This is a genomic window from Polaromonas sp. AET17H-212 (assembly GCF_002379085.1).
In the GTDB taxonomy this organism is placed as follows: domain Bacteria; phylum Pseudomonadota; class Gammaproteobacteria; order Burkholderiales; family Burkholderiaceae_C; genus Polaromonas.
Window position 1 is genome coordinate 43,271 of sequence record NZ_NBZW01000015.1, and the last position, 15,837, is coordinate 59,107.

16 protein-coding genes are annotated in these 15,837 nt (G+C 64.8%); 5 read left to right on the forward strand and 11 right to left on the reverse strand.

Features of this window, described 5'->3' with window-relative positions; translation table 11 throughout:
- Positions 1–87: 87 nt before the first annotated feature.
- Entirely contained in the window at positions 88–705 is a 618-nt protein-coding gene (locus B7G53_RS13000; RefSeq protein ID WP_096668300.1) for a hypothetical protein, read from the forward strand.
- A 44-nt stretch (positions 706–749) separates the two neighbouring features.
- On the opposite strand, the gene B7G53_RS13005 is transcribed toward B7G53_RS13000, so the two are convergent.
- Together B7G53_RS13005 and B7G53_RS13010 are read right to left on the reverse strand one after the other, a co-directional pair.
- Positions 750–1,988, reverse strand: a complete 1,239-nt coding sequence (locus tag B7G53_RS13005; protein WP_096668302.1) for a flavin-dependent oxidoreductase — start codon at positions 1,986–1,988, stop codon at positions 750–752.
- Positions 1,989–2,207: 219 nt separating this feature from the next.
- Positions 2,208–3,212: a tripartite tricarboxylate transporter substrate binding protein gene (locus tag B7G53_RS13010; RefSeq protein ID WP_096668304.1), complete on the reverse strand. Its 1,005-nt coding sequence runs from the start codon at positions 3,210–3,212 to the stop codon at positions 2,208–2,210.
- A 142-nt stretch (positions 3,213–3,354) separates the two neighbouring features.
- Between B7G53_RS13010 and B7G53_RS13015 the strand changes: the two genes are divergently transcribed.
- A complete protein-coding gene (locus B7G53_RS13015; RefSeq protein WP_096668306.1) occupies positions 3,355–3,849 on the forward strand; it encodes a MarR family winged helix-turn-helix transcriptional regulator in 495 nt (164 codons plus the stop codon).
- Positions 3,850–3,875: 26 nt separating this feature from the next.
- Here B7G53_RS13015 and B7G53_RS13020 read toward each other — a convergent pair whose 3' ends face one another.
- From B7G53_RS13020 to B7G53_RS13050, 7 genes are all read right to left on the reverse strand, one after another.
- The gene (locus B7G53_RS13020; RefSeq protein WP_096668308.1) at positions 3,876–4,349 is read right to left on the reverse strand and encodes a molybdenum cofactor biosynthesis protein MoaE; all 474 of its coding nucleotides are present in this window, start codon (positions 4,347–4,349) and stop codon (positions 3,876–3,878) included.
- Position 4,350: 1 nt separating this feature from the next.
- Positions 4,351–4,602 (reverse strand): molybdopterin converting factor subunit 1, encoded by a 252-nt coding sequence (moaD, locus tag B7G53_RS13025; protein ID WP_096668310.1) that lies wholly within the window; start codon positions 4,600–4,602, stop codon positions 4,351–4,353.
- Positions 4,599–5,873 carry a molybdopterin molybdotransferase MoeA gene (locus B7G53_RS13030; RefSeq protein WP_096668312.1) on the reverse strand — a complete coding sequence of 425 codons (1,275 nt, stop codon included), beginning with the start codon at positions 5,871–5,873 and terminating at the stop codon, positions 4,599–4,601. Before B7G53_RS13030 ends, moaD begins: the two co-directional genes overlap by 4 nt.
- Positions 5,870–6,403, reverse strand: a complete 534-nt coding sequence (mobB, locus tag B7G53_RS13035; protein ID WP_096668314.1) for a molybdopterin-guanine dinucleotide biosynthesis protein B — start codon at positions 6,401–6,403, stop codon at positions 5,870–5,872. Before mobB ends, B7G53_RS13030 begins: the two co-directional genes overlap by 4 nt.
- A gap of 78 nt (positions 6,404–6,481) precedes the next feature.
- On the reverse strand, positions 6,482–7,930 hold the full coding sequence (gene thrC / locus B7G53_RS13040) for a threonine synthase (protein ID WP_096668316.1): 1,449 nt from the start codon (positions 7,928–7,930) through the stop codon (positions 6,482–6,484).
- Positions 7,931–8,009: 79 nt separating this feature from the next.
- Positions 8,010–9,332 (reverse strand): homoserine dehydrogenase, encoded by a 1,323-nt coding sequence (locus B7G53_RS13045; protein ID WP_096668414.1) that lies wholly within the window; start codon positions 9,330–9,332, stop codon positions 8,010–8,012.
- A 23-nt stretch (positions 9,333–9,355) separates the two neighbouring features.
- Positions 9,356–10,615, reverse strand: coding sequence for a pyridoxal phosphate-dependent aminotransferase (locus tag B7G53_RS13050; protein WP_096668318.1), 1,260 nt, complete (start codon positions 10,613–10,615; stop codon positions 9,356–9,358).
- A gap of 152 nt (positions 10,616–10,767) precedes the next feature.
- Here B7G53_RS13050 and B7G53_RS13055 point away from each other — a divergent pair, with 152 nt between their 5' ends.
- The 3 genes from B7G53_RS13055 to B7G53_RS13065 all read left to right on the forward strand — a co-directional run bounded on the left by B7G53_RS13055 (position 10,768) and on the right by B7G53_RS13065 (position 13,619).
- Positions 10,768–11,169 (forward strand): Mth938-like domain-containing protein, encoded by a 402-nt coding sequence (locus B7G53_RS13055; RefSeq protein ID WP_096668320.1) that lies wholly within the window; start codon positions 10,768–10,770, stop codon positions 11,167–11,169.
- A gap of 121 nt (positions 11,170–11,290) precedes the next feature.
- Positions 11,291–11,767, forward strand: a complete 477-nt coding sequence (locus B7G53_RS13060; RefSeq protein ID WP_096668322.1) for a peroxiredoxin — start codon at positions 11,291–11,293, stop codon at positions 11,765–11,767.
- A gap of 166 nt (positions 11,768–11,933) precedes the next feature.
- The gene (locus B7G53_RS13065) at positions 11,934–13,619 is read left to right on the forward strand and encodes a PhoH family protein (RefSeq protein WP_096668324.1); all 1,686 of its coding nucleotides are present in this window, start codon (positions 11,934–11,936) and stop codon (positions 13,617–13,619) included.
- A 38-nt stretch (positions 13,620–13,657) separates the two neighbouring features.
- Here the strand turns inward: B7G53_RS13065 and B7G53_RS13070 are convergent, their stop codons facing one another.
- On the reverse strand, positions 13,658–14,098 hold the full coding sequence (locus B7G53_RS13070) for a ribonuclease HI family protein (RefSeq protein ID WP_096668416.1): 441 nt from the start codon (positions 14,096–14,098) through the stop codon (positions 13,658–13,660).
- On the reverse strand, positions 14,098–15,798 hold the full coding sequence (ybaL, locus tag B7G53_RS13075; protein ID WP_096668326.1) for a YbaL family putative K(+) efflux transporter: 1,701 nt from the start codon (positions 15,796–15,798) through the stop codon (positions 14,098–14,100). Before ybaL ends, B7G53_RS13070 begins: the two co-directional genes overlap by 1 nt.
- Between the last annotated feature and the right edge of the window lie 39 nt (positions 15,799–15,837).

Consider the following 15,837-nt stretch of genomic DNA (forward strand, 5'->3'; position numbering starts at 1 on the left):
GCTTCCCTTTATGCACAGCTTGGCCCGCAGGCGGCTTGACGGAGATCAAGCACACCGGGGGAACAGGCGGCGGATTAAAATCAGTCCATGAACATCCACCAGGTTTCGGTCAGCTACGTCCAGGAGCAGGACCGCCTGATGATCCGCATCAACGGCCGCGACGGCGGCGAGTTGCGTGCCTGGCTCACCCGGCGCCTGGCGCTGGCGCTGCTGCCTGTGCTCGACAAAACCGCGGCCGACCAGACCCGCAAGGCGGCCACCCCCCACGAGGCGGCCACCAGCCTGGACGAGCAACGCGGCCAGCTGCTGACAACCTTCCAGAAAGAAGCGACGCTGCGCAGCGGGGATTTTGAAACCCCTTACCGCGACCAGCCCGGCCCGCCCGCCGACGTGGCGGTGGGCCCCGACCCCTTGCTGCTGACCGAGGTGAAGGTCACCCTGATGGGCAACGGCCAGTTGCGCCTGCAGCTGTTTGAAAAGCTGCCCGGGCAAGCCACGGTGCGCGATTTCGAGGTGATGATGGATCCGCAGTTGAGCAACGGCCTGCTGCACCTGCTGCACCAGAGCGTGAAGCTTTCGCAGTGGCTCACGGTGCCGGCAGCCGCGGCGGCCGCGCCGCATGATGCCCTGGTGCAGGACGCCGCGCCCGACACCGAGCCTGCCGATCTGCCCGTTGACCTGCCACGGCCCCGGTACCTGAACTGAGGTCTTGCGGGTTCCGCATGGCGCCCGCGCCGGCCCTTGCCCCCCTACTTCGTGGCCGCCTCCAGCGAGAAACCGGCCACCTGTTTGTAGTGGTCCGAAATCGCGCGCAGCTCCTGCTGGCTGATCAGCGCATCGATGTCCGCAAACGGCTTGCCGCCGCTCAGCTCGTCGACCTTGATGTTGATGAAATCGGGCGGCACCGAGCGGTTCGTGCGCACGATGTTCGCGGTCGGGGCCAGCCGCAGCTGCTCGTAGGCCTGCAGCGCGGCCCGCGCATCGCCACCGGCCTGCAGCGCCAGCTGCTCGGCCAGCACGCGCGCGTCGATCAGGGCCTGGGCCGAGCCGTTGGAGCCGCGCGGGTACATGGGGTGGGCCGCGTCGCCGAGCAAGGTCACGCGGCCAAAGGTCCACTGCGGCACCGGGTCCTTGTCGACCATGGGGTACTCGAGGATCTGCTCGGCGTTGGCGATCAGCGCCGCAACATCCAGCCACGGAAAGCGCCAGTCCTTGAAGATGCCGAGGAAATCCTTGAGATCGCCCTTGTGGTTCCAGTCGTTCATGGCGGCGTTGTCGCGCTGGATCTCGGCGACCCAGTTGATCAGTTGGTGGCCCTCGTCGTCCAGCTTGTCGACGATGGGGTAAATCACCATCTTGCCGGTGTCGATGGCGCCGATGCGCATGTAGCTGCGGCCGGTCAGGATGGGTTGGTGCCGCGTCACGCCGCGCCAGGTGTTGATGCCGGCAAAGGCGACTTTTTCGTCAGGGTAGAACTGGCGCCGCAGCGTGGAGTTGACGCCGTCGCAGGCAATCACCACGTCGGCTTTCACTGGCGGCAGGCTCATGCCGCTGGAGGTCTGCATGAAATGCAGGGTGGCCCCGCTCTCGTCCTGTTCCACGCGCACGCAGCGGCGGTTGGTGTGGATGGCGTCGGGGCTGAGTCGCTCCAGCGCCGCTTCGTAAAGCAGCCGGTGCAGCTTGCCGCGCGGCAGGCCGATCTCGGGCAAGGCGTAGCCAGCATGGCGGCCGCGCGGCTCCTTGTAGATGAACTGGCCGAAGCGGTTGAAAAACACGCTTTCCTCGTTTTCGATGCCAACCGCTTCCAGCTGCGCCTGCAGGCCCAGCGCCGCCAGCTCGCGCATGGCGTGCGGCAGCAGCGTGATGCCGACGCCGAGTTCCTTGACCTCAGGCACGGTTTCAAAAACCTCGCTCTGGATGCCGCGTTGATGCAGCGCGAGCGCCAGGCTCAGTCCGCCTATGCCGCCGCCGACGATGGCTATCTTCATGGTGTTCTCGCAGTTCAAATATTGCTCAAAATCTGGCCCGTGATCCCGGACTCGATCCGGCTCCCTACCGCATGAATCGGCCAGCGCGCAGATCGAACATAAATTGTGGATCAAGTCCGCAATGACAGACGGGGCCTGGCATCGCCAGGTTATTGCTCAACCAAAATGGCCGCCAGCCCTTTGAAGACCGGCGCCATCAGCTATCTATTCAGGAGCAGATCAGTTCGCGGTGATGCCCTGGGCCTGGATCAAGCCGGCCCAGCGCTTCGCATCCAGCTCCACCAGGCTTTTGAACTCGCCCGGCGTGCTGCCGGTCGGGTCCATGCCCTGGGTCTGGAAGGCTTTTTTGACCTCGTCGCTCAGCAAGATCTCCCGGATCTCGCGGTTGTACAGGGCGACCAGTTCGGGCGAGGTGCCCGGTGGCGCAAAGATGCCGTACCACATGTCCACGTTGACCTTGCCGGCCCTGGCCTCGGCCAGCGTCGGCACCTCGGGCAACAGCGCGTGGCGCTTGTCGCTGCCAATGCCCAGCGCCACCAGCCGGCCGGACTTCACATGCGGCAGGGCCACGTGGATGGGCAGAAACATGGTTTCGATCTGGCCGCCGAGCAGGTCGGTCAGCGCCGGCCCCGTGCCGCGGTAGGGGATATGCGTGACAAACACGCCCGCCGTGGTCTTGAACAACTCCATCGCCAGGTGGTGCGGCGTGCCGACCCCGGGTGAGCCGTAGTTGATGCGGCCGGGCTTCTGGCGCGCCGCCGAGACCAGATCCGAGGCGCTTTTAAAACCGGTTTTCGGGTTGGCCACCAGCAGCAGCTGGCCCCAGCTGGTCAGCGTCACCGGCGTCAGGTCTTTCACCGGGTCGAAGGCCAGCTGCGGGTACAGGCTGGCATTCATCACCAGTGTGTTGACCGTCACCAGCAAGGTGCTGCCGTTGGGCGCGGCACGCACCACGGCCTCGGTGCCGATGTTGCCGGACGCGCCGGCGCGGTTGTCCACCACCACGGGCCTTCCCAGCCGCTCGGACAGCTTGGGGCCCAGCGTGCGGGCAATCAGGTCAATGCCGGTGCCGGGGGTGAAAGGCACGATCAGGCGAATCGGTGCCTGCGGCAGGACCGGCGCCTGGACGGTCTGGGCCAAGGCGCCCGCGCTGACGCCAGCCGTGACAAGCAGGAGCCCCAGCTTGACCGCCAGCCGCCGGCGTGGAGAAATACTGATCTGCATCAAACATCCTTTCAGGTTTGCATGCTAACAATTATTAGCCTGAAGCGACAAGGCACAATCCATGAATTCCCTTAGGACCTGTCTGCCAAGCACTGGTGGACAGGTTCTTGAAGCCAGGGGTCGACGAGAAATTTTTACTGCCGTGCTCACATTCCACAAACTCTCCCAACTCTATGCCCGCCCCGGCTTCCTGCTGCGCCGCGCACACCAGATATCAACCGCCGTGTTCGAGGACGAATGCCGCAGCGTGGGGCTGACGCCGGCACAGTTCGGTGTGCTCAGCGTGCTGCGCGCCACGCCGGGGCTGGACCAGTCCACGCTGGCGCGTGCGCTGGGTTTCGATAAGGTGACGGTGCTGCGGGTGCTGCGCGGCCTGGAAACGCGGGGCCTGATAGAACGCGCGCCGGCGCCGGCCAGCCGGCGCAATCTGGCGGTGTCCCTGTCAGCCGCGGGGCTGGAGCTGCTCGAGAAGGCGCAGCAACCAGCCGACCGCGCCTATGACCGCCTGATGGCGCCGCTGAGCAAGGCGCAACAGGGCCAGTTGCTGGAGTTGCTGCAATTGCTGACCACAGGGCTGGAAAACGACGCGCGCGCAGCGTTTGTGCCGCCGAACCAGGACGCCGACGCGCAAGCCTGAAGCCGGTCTCGTCGAACGCCTGTTGGCTAGGCGTTGGAGGCCTGGATGCCCCACTTGGCCAGTGCCGCGTCGTCGCTGACCCGTGCATCGACCCAGCGCGCGCCGTCCGGCGTCTGCTCTTTTTTCCAGAACGGCGCCTGGGTCTTGAGGTAGTCCATCAGGAACTCGCAGGCCTGGAAACTCTCGCCGCGGTGCGCCGAGGTCACGGCCACCATGACCACCTGGTCCAGCGGCTGCAGCAGCCCGACGCGGTGGATCACGCGGGCACCGAAAATATCGAAGCGCACCATGGCCTCGTCAATCATGGCCTCGATGGCTTTTTCCGTCATGCCGGGGTAATGCTCGAGTTCCATGCTGCTGACGTTCAGACCATCGTTGCGATCCCGGACCGTTCCGATGAAGCTGCAGACGGCGCCGACACGTTTGTCATCTGCACGCAGCTGTTCAATCTCTTGCGCGAGATTGAAGTCACCGGTCTGGATGCTCACGCGGTCGGCCATCTCAGCCCCCTGTCACCGGCGGGAAGAAGGCAACTTCGCAGCCGTCCGTCAGGGCCGCCGATTCGTCGCTCATGACCTGGTTGAGCGCCATGCGCACCGACTTGCCGCGCGCCAGCGCCTCGGCATAGGCCGGGCCGCGCGCGATCAGTTCGTCGCGCAGGGCGGCCAGGCTGGCGGCTGCGGTGTCGATCTGCTCGCTGCCCAGCCCGATGGCTTCACGCACGGACGCAAAATACCTGACGGTGATGTTCATGCCAGCCATTCCGAAAAAGCGATGAAACGCACGGTGTCGCCCTGCGCGATGGTCTGGCCCGACGGGTTGTCCACCACGCCGTCGCCCCAGACCGCCGAGGTCAGCACGCCCGAACTCTGGTTGGGAAACAGGTCCAGCCCGCCGGCGGCATTGCGCCGCACCCGCAGGAATTCACGGCGTTTGTCGGCCCGGGGCCAGGTGAAATGGGCGGTAGCCGCTATTGATTTGGGAGCAACGTCAGGCACACCCTGGAGCCTGAGCAGGAAGGGCCGCACCAGCAGCAGAAAGGTCAGGAAGCTCGAAACCGGGTTGCCCGGCAGGCCCATGAAGTGCGCCGCGCCAACCCGGCCATAGGCAAAGGGCTTGCCCGGCTTCATGGCTATCTGCCAGAGATCGAGCGAGCCGAGCTGCTGCACCGCCGGCTTGATGTGGTCTTCCTCGCCGACCGACACCCCGCCGCTGGTCAGGATCAGGTCATGCGCCTGGCTGGCGCTGCGCAGCGCGTCCAGCGTGGCGCCCCGCTGGTCCGGCACGATGCCCAGGTCGCTGACCTCGCAGCCCAGGCGCAGCAACAAGGCGCGCAGAAAAAAACGGTTGGAGTTGTAGATGGCGCCGGGGCGCATCTGCGCCGGCGCCACCTCGCCGGGCATCACCAGTTCGTCGCCGGTGGAGAACAGCGCCACCCGCGGGCGCCGCGCCACCTGCAGCCGGTCCATGCCGATACTGGCCGCCAGCCCAAGCGCTGCAGGCGTGAGTCGCTCACCTTTTGAGAGCGCCGTGGCACCGCGCGTGACGTCTTCGCCGGCGCGGCGAATCCACTGGCCGGGGCGCGGCAGCTGCCGGACGCTGACATACCCTTCACGGTCCGCAAGCGGCTCGCAGTCTTCCTGCATCACCACCGCGTCGGCTCCGGCCGGAATCGGCGCACCGGTAAAAATACGGGCGACCGTGCCGGGCTCCAGCGCGCTGCCGCTGCTGCCGGCCGCAATGCGCTGCGACACGCGCAACACCACCCCCTCGTCGGCCAGCTCGGCGGCACACACGGCATAACCGTCCATGGCGCTGTTGTCTTCGGGCGGCACCTGCAGCGCCGAAACCACATCTTCGGCCAGCACCCGGCCGTCGGCGTCGAAGGTGGACACGGTGTCGCTGCCCGCCAGCGGCGTGGCGCGGCCCAGCAACTCGGCCAGCGCCTCGTCGAGGGCCTTAAGCGGCGGGCGCGTGGCCGGTTTCGCAGCAGGGGAAGTGGAGGTGGAGGCGGAAGCGTTCATGCATACAACTCGGGGCAGTAGACAAAGCGTTCATGATTCTCGATCAACCAGTCCGCGACGGCATCGGCGTCGTTCAAATCCAGCACCGGCCTGAGGGTGGTTTGCGGCAGCCGGTCCGGCGAGTCGGTGGCAATCGCGACCACAAAATCGTCGTCCGGGTAGCGCACCGGTTGGCCCGAGTCGGCGCGCCAGACCTCGACCTTGAGCAGGTCGCTGCTCTTGAACCCCTCCACCAGCACCCAGTCCACGCCTTCGTACAGTTCGGCGATCAGGTGGTGCACCGAGAGCACCCTCGGCTGCTCGAACTCGCGGATCAGCGCCAGCCGGTTGTCCGAGGCCACGACCACCTCGAAGGCACCTGCCTGCCGGTGGCGCCAGGTGTCCTTGCCGGGCTGGTCGATGTCGAAGCTGTGGTGGGCATGTTTGACGACCGAGACCCGCAGGCCGCGCAGCTTGAGCGCAGGAATCAGGCTTTCCACCAGGGTGGTCTTGCCCGAACCGGAATAGCCGGCAAATGCAACAACGTTCATAAACTGTCTTTGGCCGATCCTGATTTGCTACCAATACCATAGCTACCTGCGCCCACGTTTAAAGGGCTGGAGGCCAATTCAGTCCACATGGCTGGCGATGTAGGCCTTCACCGCGGCCGCATCGGCCGGCATCAGCTGCACCCGTTTGGGCAGGGCCTCGATGCCTTCAAAGCGGGCGGGCCGCGGCGGCAACTGGCCCAGCGCCTCCTCGATGGTGGCGGCAAACTTGATCGGCAGGGCCGTCTCCAGCACGATCATGGGCACGCCGGCCGAGAGGTGTTCGCGCGCGACTTTCAGGCCGTCCGCGGTGTGGGTGTCAATCATGGTGCCGAAACGCGCAAAGGTGTCGCGAATCGTCTGCAGCCTGTCGGCGTGGGTGCTTTTGCCGCTGGCAAAGCCGTAGTGCCGGGCGGCCGACTGGAAGGTCGTGTCGCCGCTCAGGTCGAAGCGGCCCTGCGTGGACAGCTGCGCACCGAACAGGTCGGCGACACGCGCCGCATCACGCCCGAGCAGGTCGAACACAAAACGCTCGAAGTTCGAGGCCTTGGAAATGTCCATCGACGGGCTGGAGGTCTCGTGCGTGTCGGCGCTGGCCCGCACACGGTACACGCCGGTGCGGAAGAACTCGTCGAGCACATCGTTTTCGTTGGTGGCGACGACCAGCTTGTCGATCGGCAGGCCCATCATGCGTGCGACATGGCCGGCGCAGACGTTGCCAAAGTTGCCCGAGGGCACGGTGAAGCGGACCTTCTGGCCTTCCGTGCGGGCTGAGCCTGTCGAAGCCTGCGTGGCCTGGAAATAACCGGCAAAGTAGTAGACAACCTGCGCCAGCAACCTGGCCCAGTTGATCGAGTTAACGGTGCCGATCTTGTACTTGCGCTTGAAGTCCAGGTCGTTGGACACGGCCTTGACGATGTCCTGGCAGTCGTCGAACACGCCCTCGATCGCGATGTTGTGGATGTTGGCGTCCTGCAGGCTGAACATCTGGGCCTGCTGGAAGGGGCTCATGCGGCCCTGCGGCGAGGTCATGAAGACCCGCACGCCCTTTTTACCGCGCATGGCGTATTCGGCGGCGCTGCCGGTGTCGCCGCTGGTCGCGCCCAGGATGTTGAGTTCTTCGCCGCGGCGCGCCAGTTCGTACTCGAACAGGTTGCCCAGCAGCTGCATGGCCATGTCCTTGAAGGCCAGGGTCGGGCCGTTGGACAGGGCCTCCAGATACAGGCCAGGCTCGAGCTGGCGCAGCGGCACGATCGCGGGCGTGCCGAACACCGCCTCGGTGTAGGTCTTGCGGCAGAGAGCTTTCAGGTCGGCGGCCGGGATGTCGTCGATGTAGAGCGACAGCACTTCAAAAGCCAGGTCGGCATACCCCGAGTCGCGGTAGACGGCGCGCCACTTCTCCAGCGTGGCGGCGTCGACCTGCGGGTAGGTTTCGGGCAGGTAGAGGCCGCCGTCGGGCGCCAGGCCCTCGAGCAGGATTTCGCAGAACTGCTTGCGGTCCGCGTGGCCGCGGGTCGAGAGGTACTTCATTGCTCGCCCGGCCGCCCGCAGGGCAATGAGCGTCCCCTCGGGGGGCAGAGAGCGTAGTGAACGTGGGGGCTGTACATATTCAGGCGAGTTCTTCCTTGCGGATGCGCGTGATGGGCGAGAGCACGGTGGGCAGGGCCTGCATCTGCGCGAGCGCGCCGTTCATCTTCGCCTCGACACAGTCGTGCGTCAGGATGATCAGGTCGGTCTGGGTCGAGCCCTCGCCGCCGACCTCGTCGGCTTCGCGCTGCAGCATCGCGTCAATGCTGATGCCGGCTTCGGCCAGAATGCCGGTGACTTTGGCCAGCACGCCGGCTTCGTCGGCCACGTTCAGGCGCAGGTAATAACTCGTGACCACCTCGCTCATGGCCAGCACCGGCATGTCGCTCATGGACTGCGGCTGGAAGGCCAGGTGCGGCACGCGCTGCGCGGCCTCGGCGCCGTGCAGGCGCGCGATGTCCACCAGGTCGGCAATCACCGCGCTGGCGGTCGGCTCGCTGCCGGCGCCCTTGCCGTAATACAGGGTGGTGCCGACGGCATCGCCCTGCACCATCACGGCGTTCATGGCGCCCTCGACATTGGCGATCAGGCGCTTGGCCGGCACCAGGCTGGGGTGCACCCGCAGCTCGATGCCCTTGGCCGTGCGCTTGGTGATGCCCAGCAGCTTGATGCGGTAGCCCAGCTGCTCGGCATACTTGATGTCCTGCGCGCCCAGCTTGGTGATGCCCTCGACGTAGGCCTTGTCGAATTGCACCGGAATGCCGAAGGCAATCGCCGACATCAGCGTGGCCTTGTGCGCGGCGTCCACCCCTTCGATGTCGAAGGTCGGGTCGGCTTCGGCGTACCCGAGGCGCTGCGCTTCCTTCAGCACCACATCGAAGTCCAGGCCCTTGTCGCGCATCTCGCTGAGGATGAAGTTGGTCGTGCCGTTGATGATGCCGGCAATCCACTCGATGCGGTTGGCCGTCAGACCCTCGCGCAACGCCTTGATGATGGGAATGCCGCCGGCGACGGCGGCTTCAAATGCCACCATCACGCCGTGGTGGTGTGCGGCCGCAAAAATCTCGGTGCCGTGCACGGCCAGCAGGGCCTTGTTGGCCGTGACCACGTGTTTGCCCGCGCCGATCGCCTCCAGCACCAGTTGCCGGGCAATGCCGTAGCCGCCGATCAGCTCGATGATGATGTCGATCTCGGGGTTGGCAATCACCGCGCGGGCATCGGCCACCACCGTCACGCCGGGACCGGCGGCCGCCTGCGCGCGTGCGGTGTCGAGGTCGGCCACCATGGCAATCTCGATGCTGCGGCCGGCGCGGCGGAAAATCTCTTCCTGGTTGCGCTTCAAAACGGTGAAGACACCGCTGCCCACGGTGCCCATGCCCAGCAGGCCTACCTTGATCGGTTTCAGATTCATTGATGTCATGTGTCGGGTCATTTGAGAATGGGTTCGGCTACCGGCACGCTGGCCGGCTGCATGCTTTTTCTGCGGCTTCCCAGGAATTTGGCAATGCGGCCGATGGCCTCGCGCAGGTCTTCCTCATGCGGCAAAAAGACGATGCGGAAGTGGTCCGGCGCCGCCCAGTTGAAACCGGTGCCCTGCACCAGCATCACCTTGGTTTCCTTGAGCAGCTCCAGGAAAAACTGGCGGTCGTCGGTGATCGGGTAGACCTTGGGATCCAGCCGGGGGAACATGTAAAGCGCCGCACTCGGCTTGACGCAGCTCACGCCGGGAATCGCGGTGATCAGCTCGTAGGCCAGGTCACGCTGGCGGCGCAGGCGCCCGCCCTCGCCGGTGAGGTCGTTGATGCTCTGGTAGCCGCCCAGCGCGGTCTGGATGGCCCACTGGCCCGGCACGTTGGAGCACAGCTTCATGTTGGCCAGCATGTTCAGGCCCTCGATGTAGTCCCGCGCATGCTTTTTCGGCCCGGACACCACCAGCCAGCCGGCGCGGTAGCCGCAGGAACGGTAACTCTTGGACAGCGAGTTGAAGGTCAGCGTCAGCACATCGGTGGACAGGCTGGCGATCGCCGTGTGTTTGACGCCGTCGTACAGCACCTTGTCGTAGACCTCGTCGGCCAGGATCACCAGGCCGTGTTCGCGCGCGATGCCAACGATGCCGCGCAACAGCTCATCGGAATACAGCACGCCGGTCGGGTTGTTCGGGTTGATGACCACGATGCCTTTGGTCCGGGGCGTGATCTTGGCGCGAATGTCATCGAGGTTGGGCATCCAGCCGTTGTTCTCGTCGCACAGGTAATGCACCGGCGTGCCGCCCGCCAGGCTGGTGGAGGCCGTCCACAGGGGGTAGTCGGGAGACGGTAGCAGCAGCTCGTCGCCGTTGTCCAGCAGCGCGTTGGTGGCCATGGAAATCAGCTCGCTCGCGCCGTTGCCCAGATAGATGTCGTCCAGCGTCACGCCCTTGATGCCCTGCCGCTGGGTTTCGTGCATGACGGCCTTGCGCGCCGCAAAAATGCCCTTGCTGTCCGAATAACCCGCCGAGGCCGGCAGGTTGCGGATCATGTCCTGCTGGACTTCTTCAGGCGCGTCAAAACCGAACACCGCGAGATTGCCGAGGTTGAGCTTGATGAGTTTTTGCCCTTCTTCCTCCATCTGCTTGGCGGCATCCATGATGGGACCGCGGATGTCGTAAAGCACATTGGCCAGTTTGGCCGATTTGGTGATCAATTTCATGGTCTGTGGTCGTTCTTCAGCAAACGCAAAGCCTGCAAAGGCGCAATGGACGCAGGGGTAAGCGGAAATTGGGACGGAATCTATAATTTGACCACATAAACCCGCGATTTCGCTGGCCGGCAGCCCCCCACCCCACCCCTTCTGAACACCGCATGAAATTACAGCCCGACCGCCTCGACGTTCAATCCATTCTTGGCTATGGCCCCGGATGGATAGGGCTGGGCAACCAGGGGGTGGCCGAAAAAATAGAGCAAAGCATCGTGATCGGCTCACGCGGCGAAAAGTTCGCCTGGGACTGCGCCCGTTTCGAAGACCTCACGCCGGCGCACTTCGAGCGCCTGGCCGATACCCGGCCCGAGCTGGTGATTTTCGGCAGCGGCAGCCGCCTGCGTTTTGCGCCGCCGGCCTTTTTGCGCAGCCTGATGGCGGCGCGCATCGGCATCGAAACCATGGACACGCTGGCAGCCTGCCGCACCTACAACATCCTCGCTGGCGAAGGCCGGATTGTGCTGACCGCCCTGCTGATTGAACCGCCAGATCGCGCCCACGGGTGAGCAAGCTGCTTTCAGGGTAAAATCTAGGGTTGCATTTGGTGCAACGTCGGGGGTTTGGCCCAAATTTTGCGGTCAAAGCCAACGACATATCACAATTACTTTTGTCAGGGGTCCACGCAGTATGGCAGTCGTCGTCAACAAACCACTCCCGGAATTTGAAGCCAACGCCACAAGCGGCGTCAAAGTCTCCAACCAAACCCACCTGGGTCATGTGGTGGTCCTGTATTTTTACCCCAAGGACAATACGCCCGGCTGCACCACCGAGGCCATGCAGTTCCGCGATCGTTACAAGGATTTCGTCAAGGCCGGCGCCACCGTGTTCGGCGTCTCGCGCGACAACATGAAGTCGCACGACGAATTCAAGGCCAAGCTGGAGTTGCCCTTCGAGCTGATTGCCGATACCGAAGAAAAAATGTGCCACATGTTCGGCGTGGTCAAGAACAAGATCATGTACGGCAAAAAGGTCAAGGGCATCGAGCGCAGCACCTTTCTCGTGGGCGCCGACGGCATGCTCAAGGAAGAGTGGCGCGGGCTGAAAGTGCCCGGCCATGTGGACGACGTGCTCAAGGCCGTCAAGGCACTGAAAAAAGCGGCCTGAAAAGCCCCTTTCGCCGCGTCACCAAAAGCCGTCTGCCCTGTCACGCGAGTCGTGCATAATGACTTCATGCTGTTGACCTTAGCGACTGCGCCCACCGAAAAAGCCGCCTTGGCCTCCAGGCGGCTTTTTCGCTTTTAGAACCCCAACCTTGTGAGTTTCAAGCACCATGCCCTTGCCACCCGCCCCGACCAAACGTGCCGCCTTGCTCTCTGCCGACGCCCTGGAAACGCCGGTCCGTACGCATGCCAGGACGACGCGAAAGACGGAGCAGGCCGGACCGGCACACAAGACGGCGGCACTGGACCTTTTTGACAGCCGTTCCGGCGGTGGCGAGGCCAAGCCGGCCGCGTATCTGCCCAAGGAGCCTGCGCGCCAGGCGAAAGACACCGACAGTTACCACAAGGAACCGCAGGCGGCCGTCCGTCCGGAGCCCGCCGCCAAGCCCAAGAAGCCCAAGCATACGGGCCCGGCCAAGCTGTTTGTGCTCGACACCAATGTGCTGATGCACGACCCGATGTGCCTGTTCCGCTTCGAGGAACACGACATCTTTTTGCCCATGATCGTGCTTGAAGAGCTCGATGGCCACAAAAAGGGCATGACCGAAGTGGCGCGCAATGCCCGCCAGACCAGCCGCACCCTGGACGCGCTGGCCGGCACCAGCGGCGCCGACATTGCCAAGGGCCTCAAGCTCGATACCACCGGGCACAAGGAAGCCGGTGGCTGCCTGTTCTTCCAGACCAAGCCGCTGGACTACTCGCTGCCGATGAGCCTGCCGCAGGGCAAGGCCGACAACCAGATCCTCGGCGTAGTCGAAGCGTTGCGCAAGGAATACGCGCCGCGCGATGTGGTGCTGGTGTCCAAGGACATCAACATGCGCGTCAAGGCCAGGGCCCTGGGCCTGGCCACCGACGATTACCAGAATGACAAGACGCTGGAAGACGGCGACATGCTGTACGCCGGCTCGCTGCCCCTGCCGGCTGACTTCTGGACCCGCCAGAGCAAGACCATCGAAAGCTGGCAGCAGGGCAGCCACACCTTCTACCGCATCACCGGCCCCATCGTCGGCAGCCTGCTAATCAACCAGTTTGTGTTTTTCGAGGCGCCCGGCGAGCCGCCGCTGTACGCCCGCGTCACCGAAATCCGCGCCAAGACCGCGGTGCTGAAAACACTGAAGGACTACACCCACCTCAAAAATGCAGTGTGGGGCATCACCACGCGTAACCGCGAGCAGAACTTCGCGATGAACCTGCTGATGGACCCGGAGGTCGACTTTGTCACGCTGGCGGGCACGGCCGGCACCGGCAAGACGCTGATGGCCCTGGCCAGCGGCCTGACGCAGGTGCTGGACGACCGCCGCTACACCGAGATCATCATGACCCGCGCCACCGTCAGCGTCGGTGAAGACATCGGCTTCCTGCCGGGTACCGAGGAAGAAAAAATGGGCCCCTGGATGGGCGCACTCGACGACAACCTCGAGGTGCTGGGCAAAAACGACAGCGGCTCCGGCGAATGGGGCCGCGCGGCCACCAACGAACTGATCCGCTCACGCATCAAGGTCAAGAGCATGAACTTCATGCGCGGCCGCACCTTCCTGAACAAGTACGTGATCATCGACGAGGCGCAGAACCTGACGCCCAAGCAGATGAAAACGCTGATCACCCGCGCCGGCCCGGGCACCAAGATCATCTGCATGGGCAACCTCGCACAGATCGACACGCCTTACCTGACCGAGGGTTCGTCGGGCATGACCTATGCCGTGGATCGCTTCAAGGGCTGGCCGCACGGCGGGCACATCACGCTGGCGCGCGGCGAACGCTCACGCCTGGCCGATTTCGCCAGCGAGGTGCTCTGACACCAGCGCATGGGGGCGCCCGGTCTGGGTGCCCGGACCTATCGCCGCCCCTTCTTTTTTAGCTTCGCCAGCGTCTTTGGCAGGAGGCCCAGGGCAGCGCGGGCCAGCGTATCCGCCTCACCATTGCGGTGACGCGGTATCCAGTGCAGCGAGGTGTGGGTGAAGGTCGCCAGCAAGGCACCCGCCTCGTCATACAACGCGGCCAGCCGCAGCACAGGCGGCACGTCCACGACGCCCAGTTGCGCCACCAGCAGACTGCTGTCGCTGTAAATCTGCAGCGCCGTCGCCCCGCGCGCCTGGGCGTCGCGCAGCGCCGCCATCAGCGCCCTCGCCTCCGCCTCGTTGTTGCAGCCCCGCGCATCCGTCGCCATCGAGAGCGCGTGCCGCGTGCCGTCAGGCGCCACCAGCACCGCGCCCAGGCCCATGCGGCCGGGGTTGGGCACCGCGCTACCGTCACAGTAAATGATCCAGGGCGGGATCACGTGTGACGTTGCGCGAGAGCCGACCGCTCCAGCACATACCGCATCATCGACTGGGCCAGTTCTTCCTCGCCCAGGAAAATCTTGCCGGCGTGTTCGCTCTCCAGCAATTTCGCCTCGGCCTCGCTGTGCGTGCGCACCACGATTTCGATCTCGGGGTTGAGCGTGCGCGCGGTGTTGACCATCTGCCGCACGTTCAAAGTGTCAGGTGTGGCGATCACCAGCATGCGGGCATTGGCGATGTGAGCCTGGACCAGCACCACAGGTTCCGCCGCATCGCCCGACACGGCCATCAGGCCTTCTGATCGCAGTCTTTCGACCACCTCGCGGTTCTGTTCCACCACCACATAGGGAAGCTGGTTGGCCGTCAGGGCCTGCGCAATACGCCGCCCCACCCGACCGTAACCGACCAGCACCACCTGGCGCGACAGGTATTTTTCTTCGGTGCTGGCGGGCAGTTCGGCCGTTGGATCATCGCGCGCCTCGAGTTTCCGGGCAATCGGCGATCGGGCCAGAATCCATTGCTGCAGCGGTTCCACCGCCCGGAACACCAACTGGTTCAGTGCAATCGAGATCAATGCGCCGGCCAGCACCAGGCTCTGGCCCTCGGGGGGCAACAGGCCCAGCGACGCCCCCATGGCCACAAGAATGAAGGAAAACTCGCCGATCTGCGCCAGACTGGCCGACACCGTGAGCGCCGTGTTCAGCGGGTAGCGAAAGCCCAGCACCAGCGCCGCTGCGGCCAGAGACTTGCCGACCACGATGATGGCGACGACCGCCAGCACCTGCAGCGGTCGCTCGACGATGACCCAGGGGTCGAACAACATGCCGACCGAGACAAAAAACAGCACGGCAAACGCATCGCGCAGCGGCAATGACTCTTCAGCCGCGCGGTGGCTGAACTCCGACTCGCGCATCACCATACCGGCGAAAAAAGCACCAAGTGCAAACGACACACCAAACAGGACCGTTGCGCCAAAGGCAATGCCGACGGCTGCCGACACCACACACAGGGTGAACAGTTCGCGCGAGCCGGTGCGCTGCACCTGCCACAGCACCCAGGGGAAAAAACGGCGCCCGACCACCAGCATCAGCGCGACAAAGCCGCCGACCTGCAGCAGCGTGAGGCCCAGCGTCTTCCACAGCGAATCGACATCGGCTTCGCCCCGGCCCGACAGCCAGCCGCCCAGCGGCGGCAGCAACACCAGCACCAGCACCATGGCCAGATCCTCGACCACCAGCCAGCCCACGGCAATGCGGCCGTTGGCCGAATCCAGCACGCCGCGCGCTTCCAGCGCGCGCAACAGCACGACGGTGCTGGCCACCGACAGCGACAGGCCGAACACCAGCGCGCCGCCCAGGTTCCAGCCCCACCAGTGCGCCAGGCCCATGCCCAGTGCCGTGGCGACCGTCATCTGCACCACCGCGCCAGGCACGGCGATCTTGCGCACGGCCAGCAGGTCGTCGAGCGAGAAGTGCAGGCCCACGCCGAACATCAGCAGCATCACGCCGATCTCGGCGAGTTGGCTCGCAATCGCGGCATCGGCCACAAAGCCGGGCGTGAAGGGGCCGATCAGCACCCCGGCCAGCAGGTAGCCTACCAGCGAGGGCAGCTTCATGCGCGCGGCGATAAAACCGAAGATCAGGGCGAGACCCAGACCGGCGGCAATGGTGCTGATGAGAGAGACGCTGTGCGGCATGCGAAAGGGGTTCCTTCAGACAGGGCGGTGGAGGGACCC

What these genes read in the sequence shown, in the direction of transcription:
- B7G53_RS13000 (WP_096668300.1), top strand. Translation starts at nt 88, where the DNA reads ATGAACATCCACCAGGTTTCGGTCAGCTACGTCCAGGAGCAGGACCGC.
- B7G53_RS13005 (WP_096668302.1), bottom strand. Translation starts at nt 1,988, where the DNA reads ATGAAGATAGCCATCGTCGGCGGCGGCATAGGCGGACTGAGCCTGGCG.
- B7G53_RS13010 (WP_096668304.1), bottom strand. Translation starts at nt 3,212, where the DNA reads ATGCAGATCAGTATTTCTCCACGCCGGCGGCTGGCGGTCAAGCTGGGG.
- B7G53_RS13020 (WP_096668308.1), bottom strand. Translation starts at nt 4,349, where the DNA reads ATGGCCGACCGCGTGAGCATCCAGACCGGTGACTTCAATCTCGCGCAA.
- moaD (WP_096668310.1), bottom strand. Translation starts at nt 4,602, where the DNA reads ATGAACATCACCGTCAGGTATTTTGCGTCCGTGCGTGAAGCCATCGGG.
- B7G53_RS13030 (WP_096668312.1), bottom strand. Translation starts at nt 5,873, where the DNA reads ATGAACGCTTCCGCCTCCACCTCCACTTCCCCTGCTGCGAAACCGGCC.
- mobB (WP_096668314.1), bottom strand. Translation starts at nt 6,403, where the DNA reads ATGAACGTTGTTGCATTTGCCGGCTATTCCGGTTCGGGCAAGACCACC.
- thrC (WP_096668316.1), bottom strand. Translation starts at nt 7,930, where the DNA reads ATGAAGTACCTCTCGACCCGCGGCCACGCGGACCGCAAGCAGTTCTGC.
- B7G53_RS13050 (WP_096668318.1), bottom strand. Translation starts at nt 10,615, where the DNA reads ATGAAATTGATCACCAAATCGGCCAAACTGGCCAATGTGCTTTACGAC.
- B7G53_RS13055 (WP_096668320.1), top strand. Translation starts at nt 10,768, where the DNA reads ATGAAATTACAGCCCGACCGCCTCGACGTTCAATCCATTCTTGGCTAT.
- B7G53_RS13060 (WP_096668322.1), top strand. Translation starts at nt 11,291, where the DNA reads ATGGCAGTCGTCGTCAACAAACCACTCCCGGAATTTGAAGCCAACGCC.
- B7G53_RS13065 (WP_096668324.1), top strand. Translation starts at nt 11,934, where the DNA reads ATGCCCTTGCCACCCGCCCCGACCAAACGTGCCGCCTTGCTCTCTGCC.
- ybaL (WP_096668326.1), bottom strand. Translation starts at nt 15,798, where the DNA reads ATGCCGCACAGCGTCTCTCTCATCAGCACCATTGCCGCCGGTCTGGGT.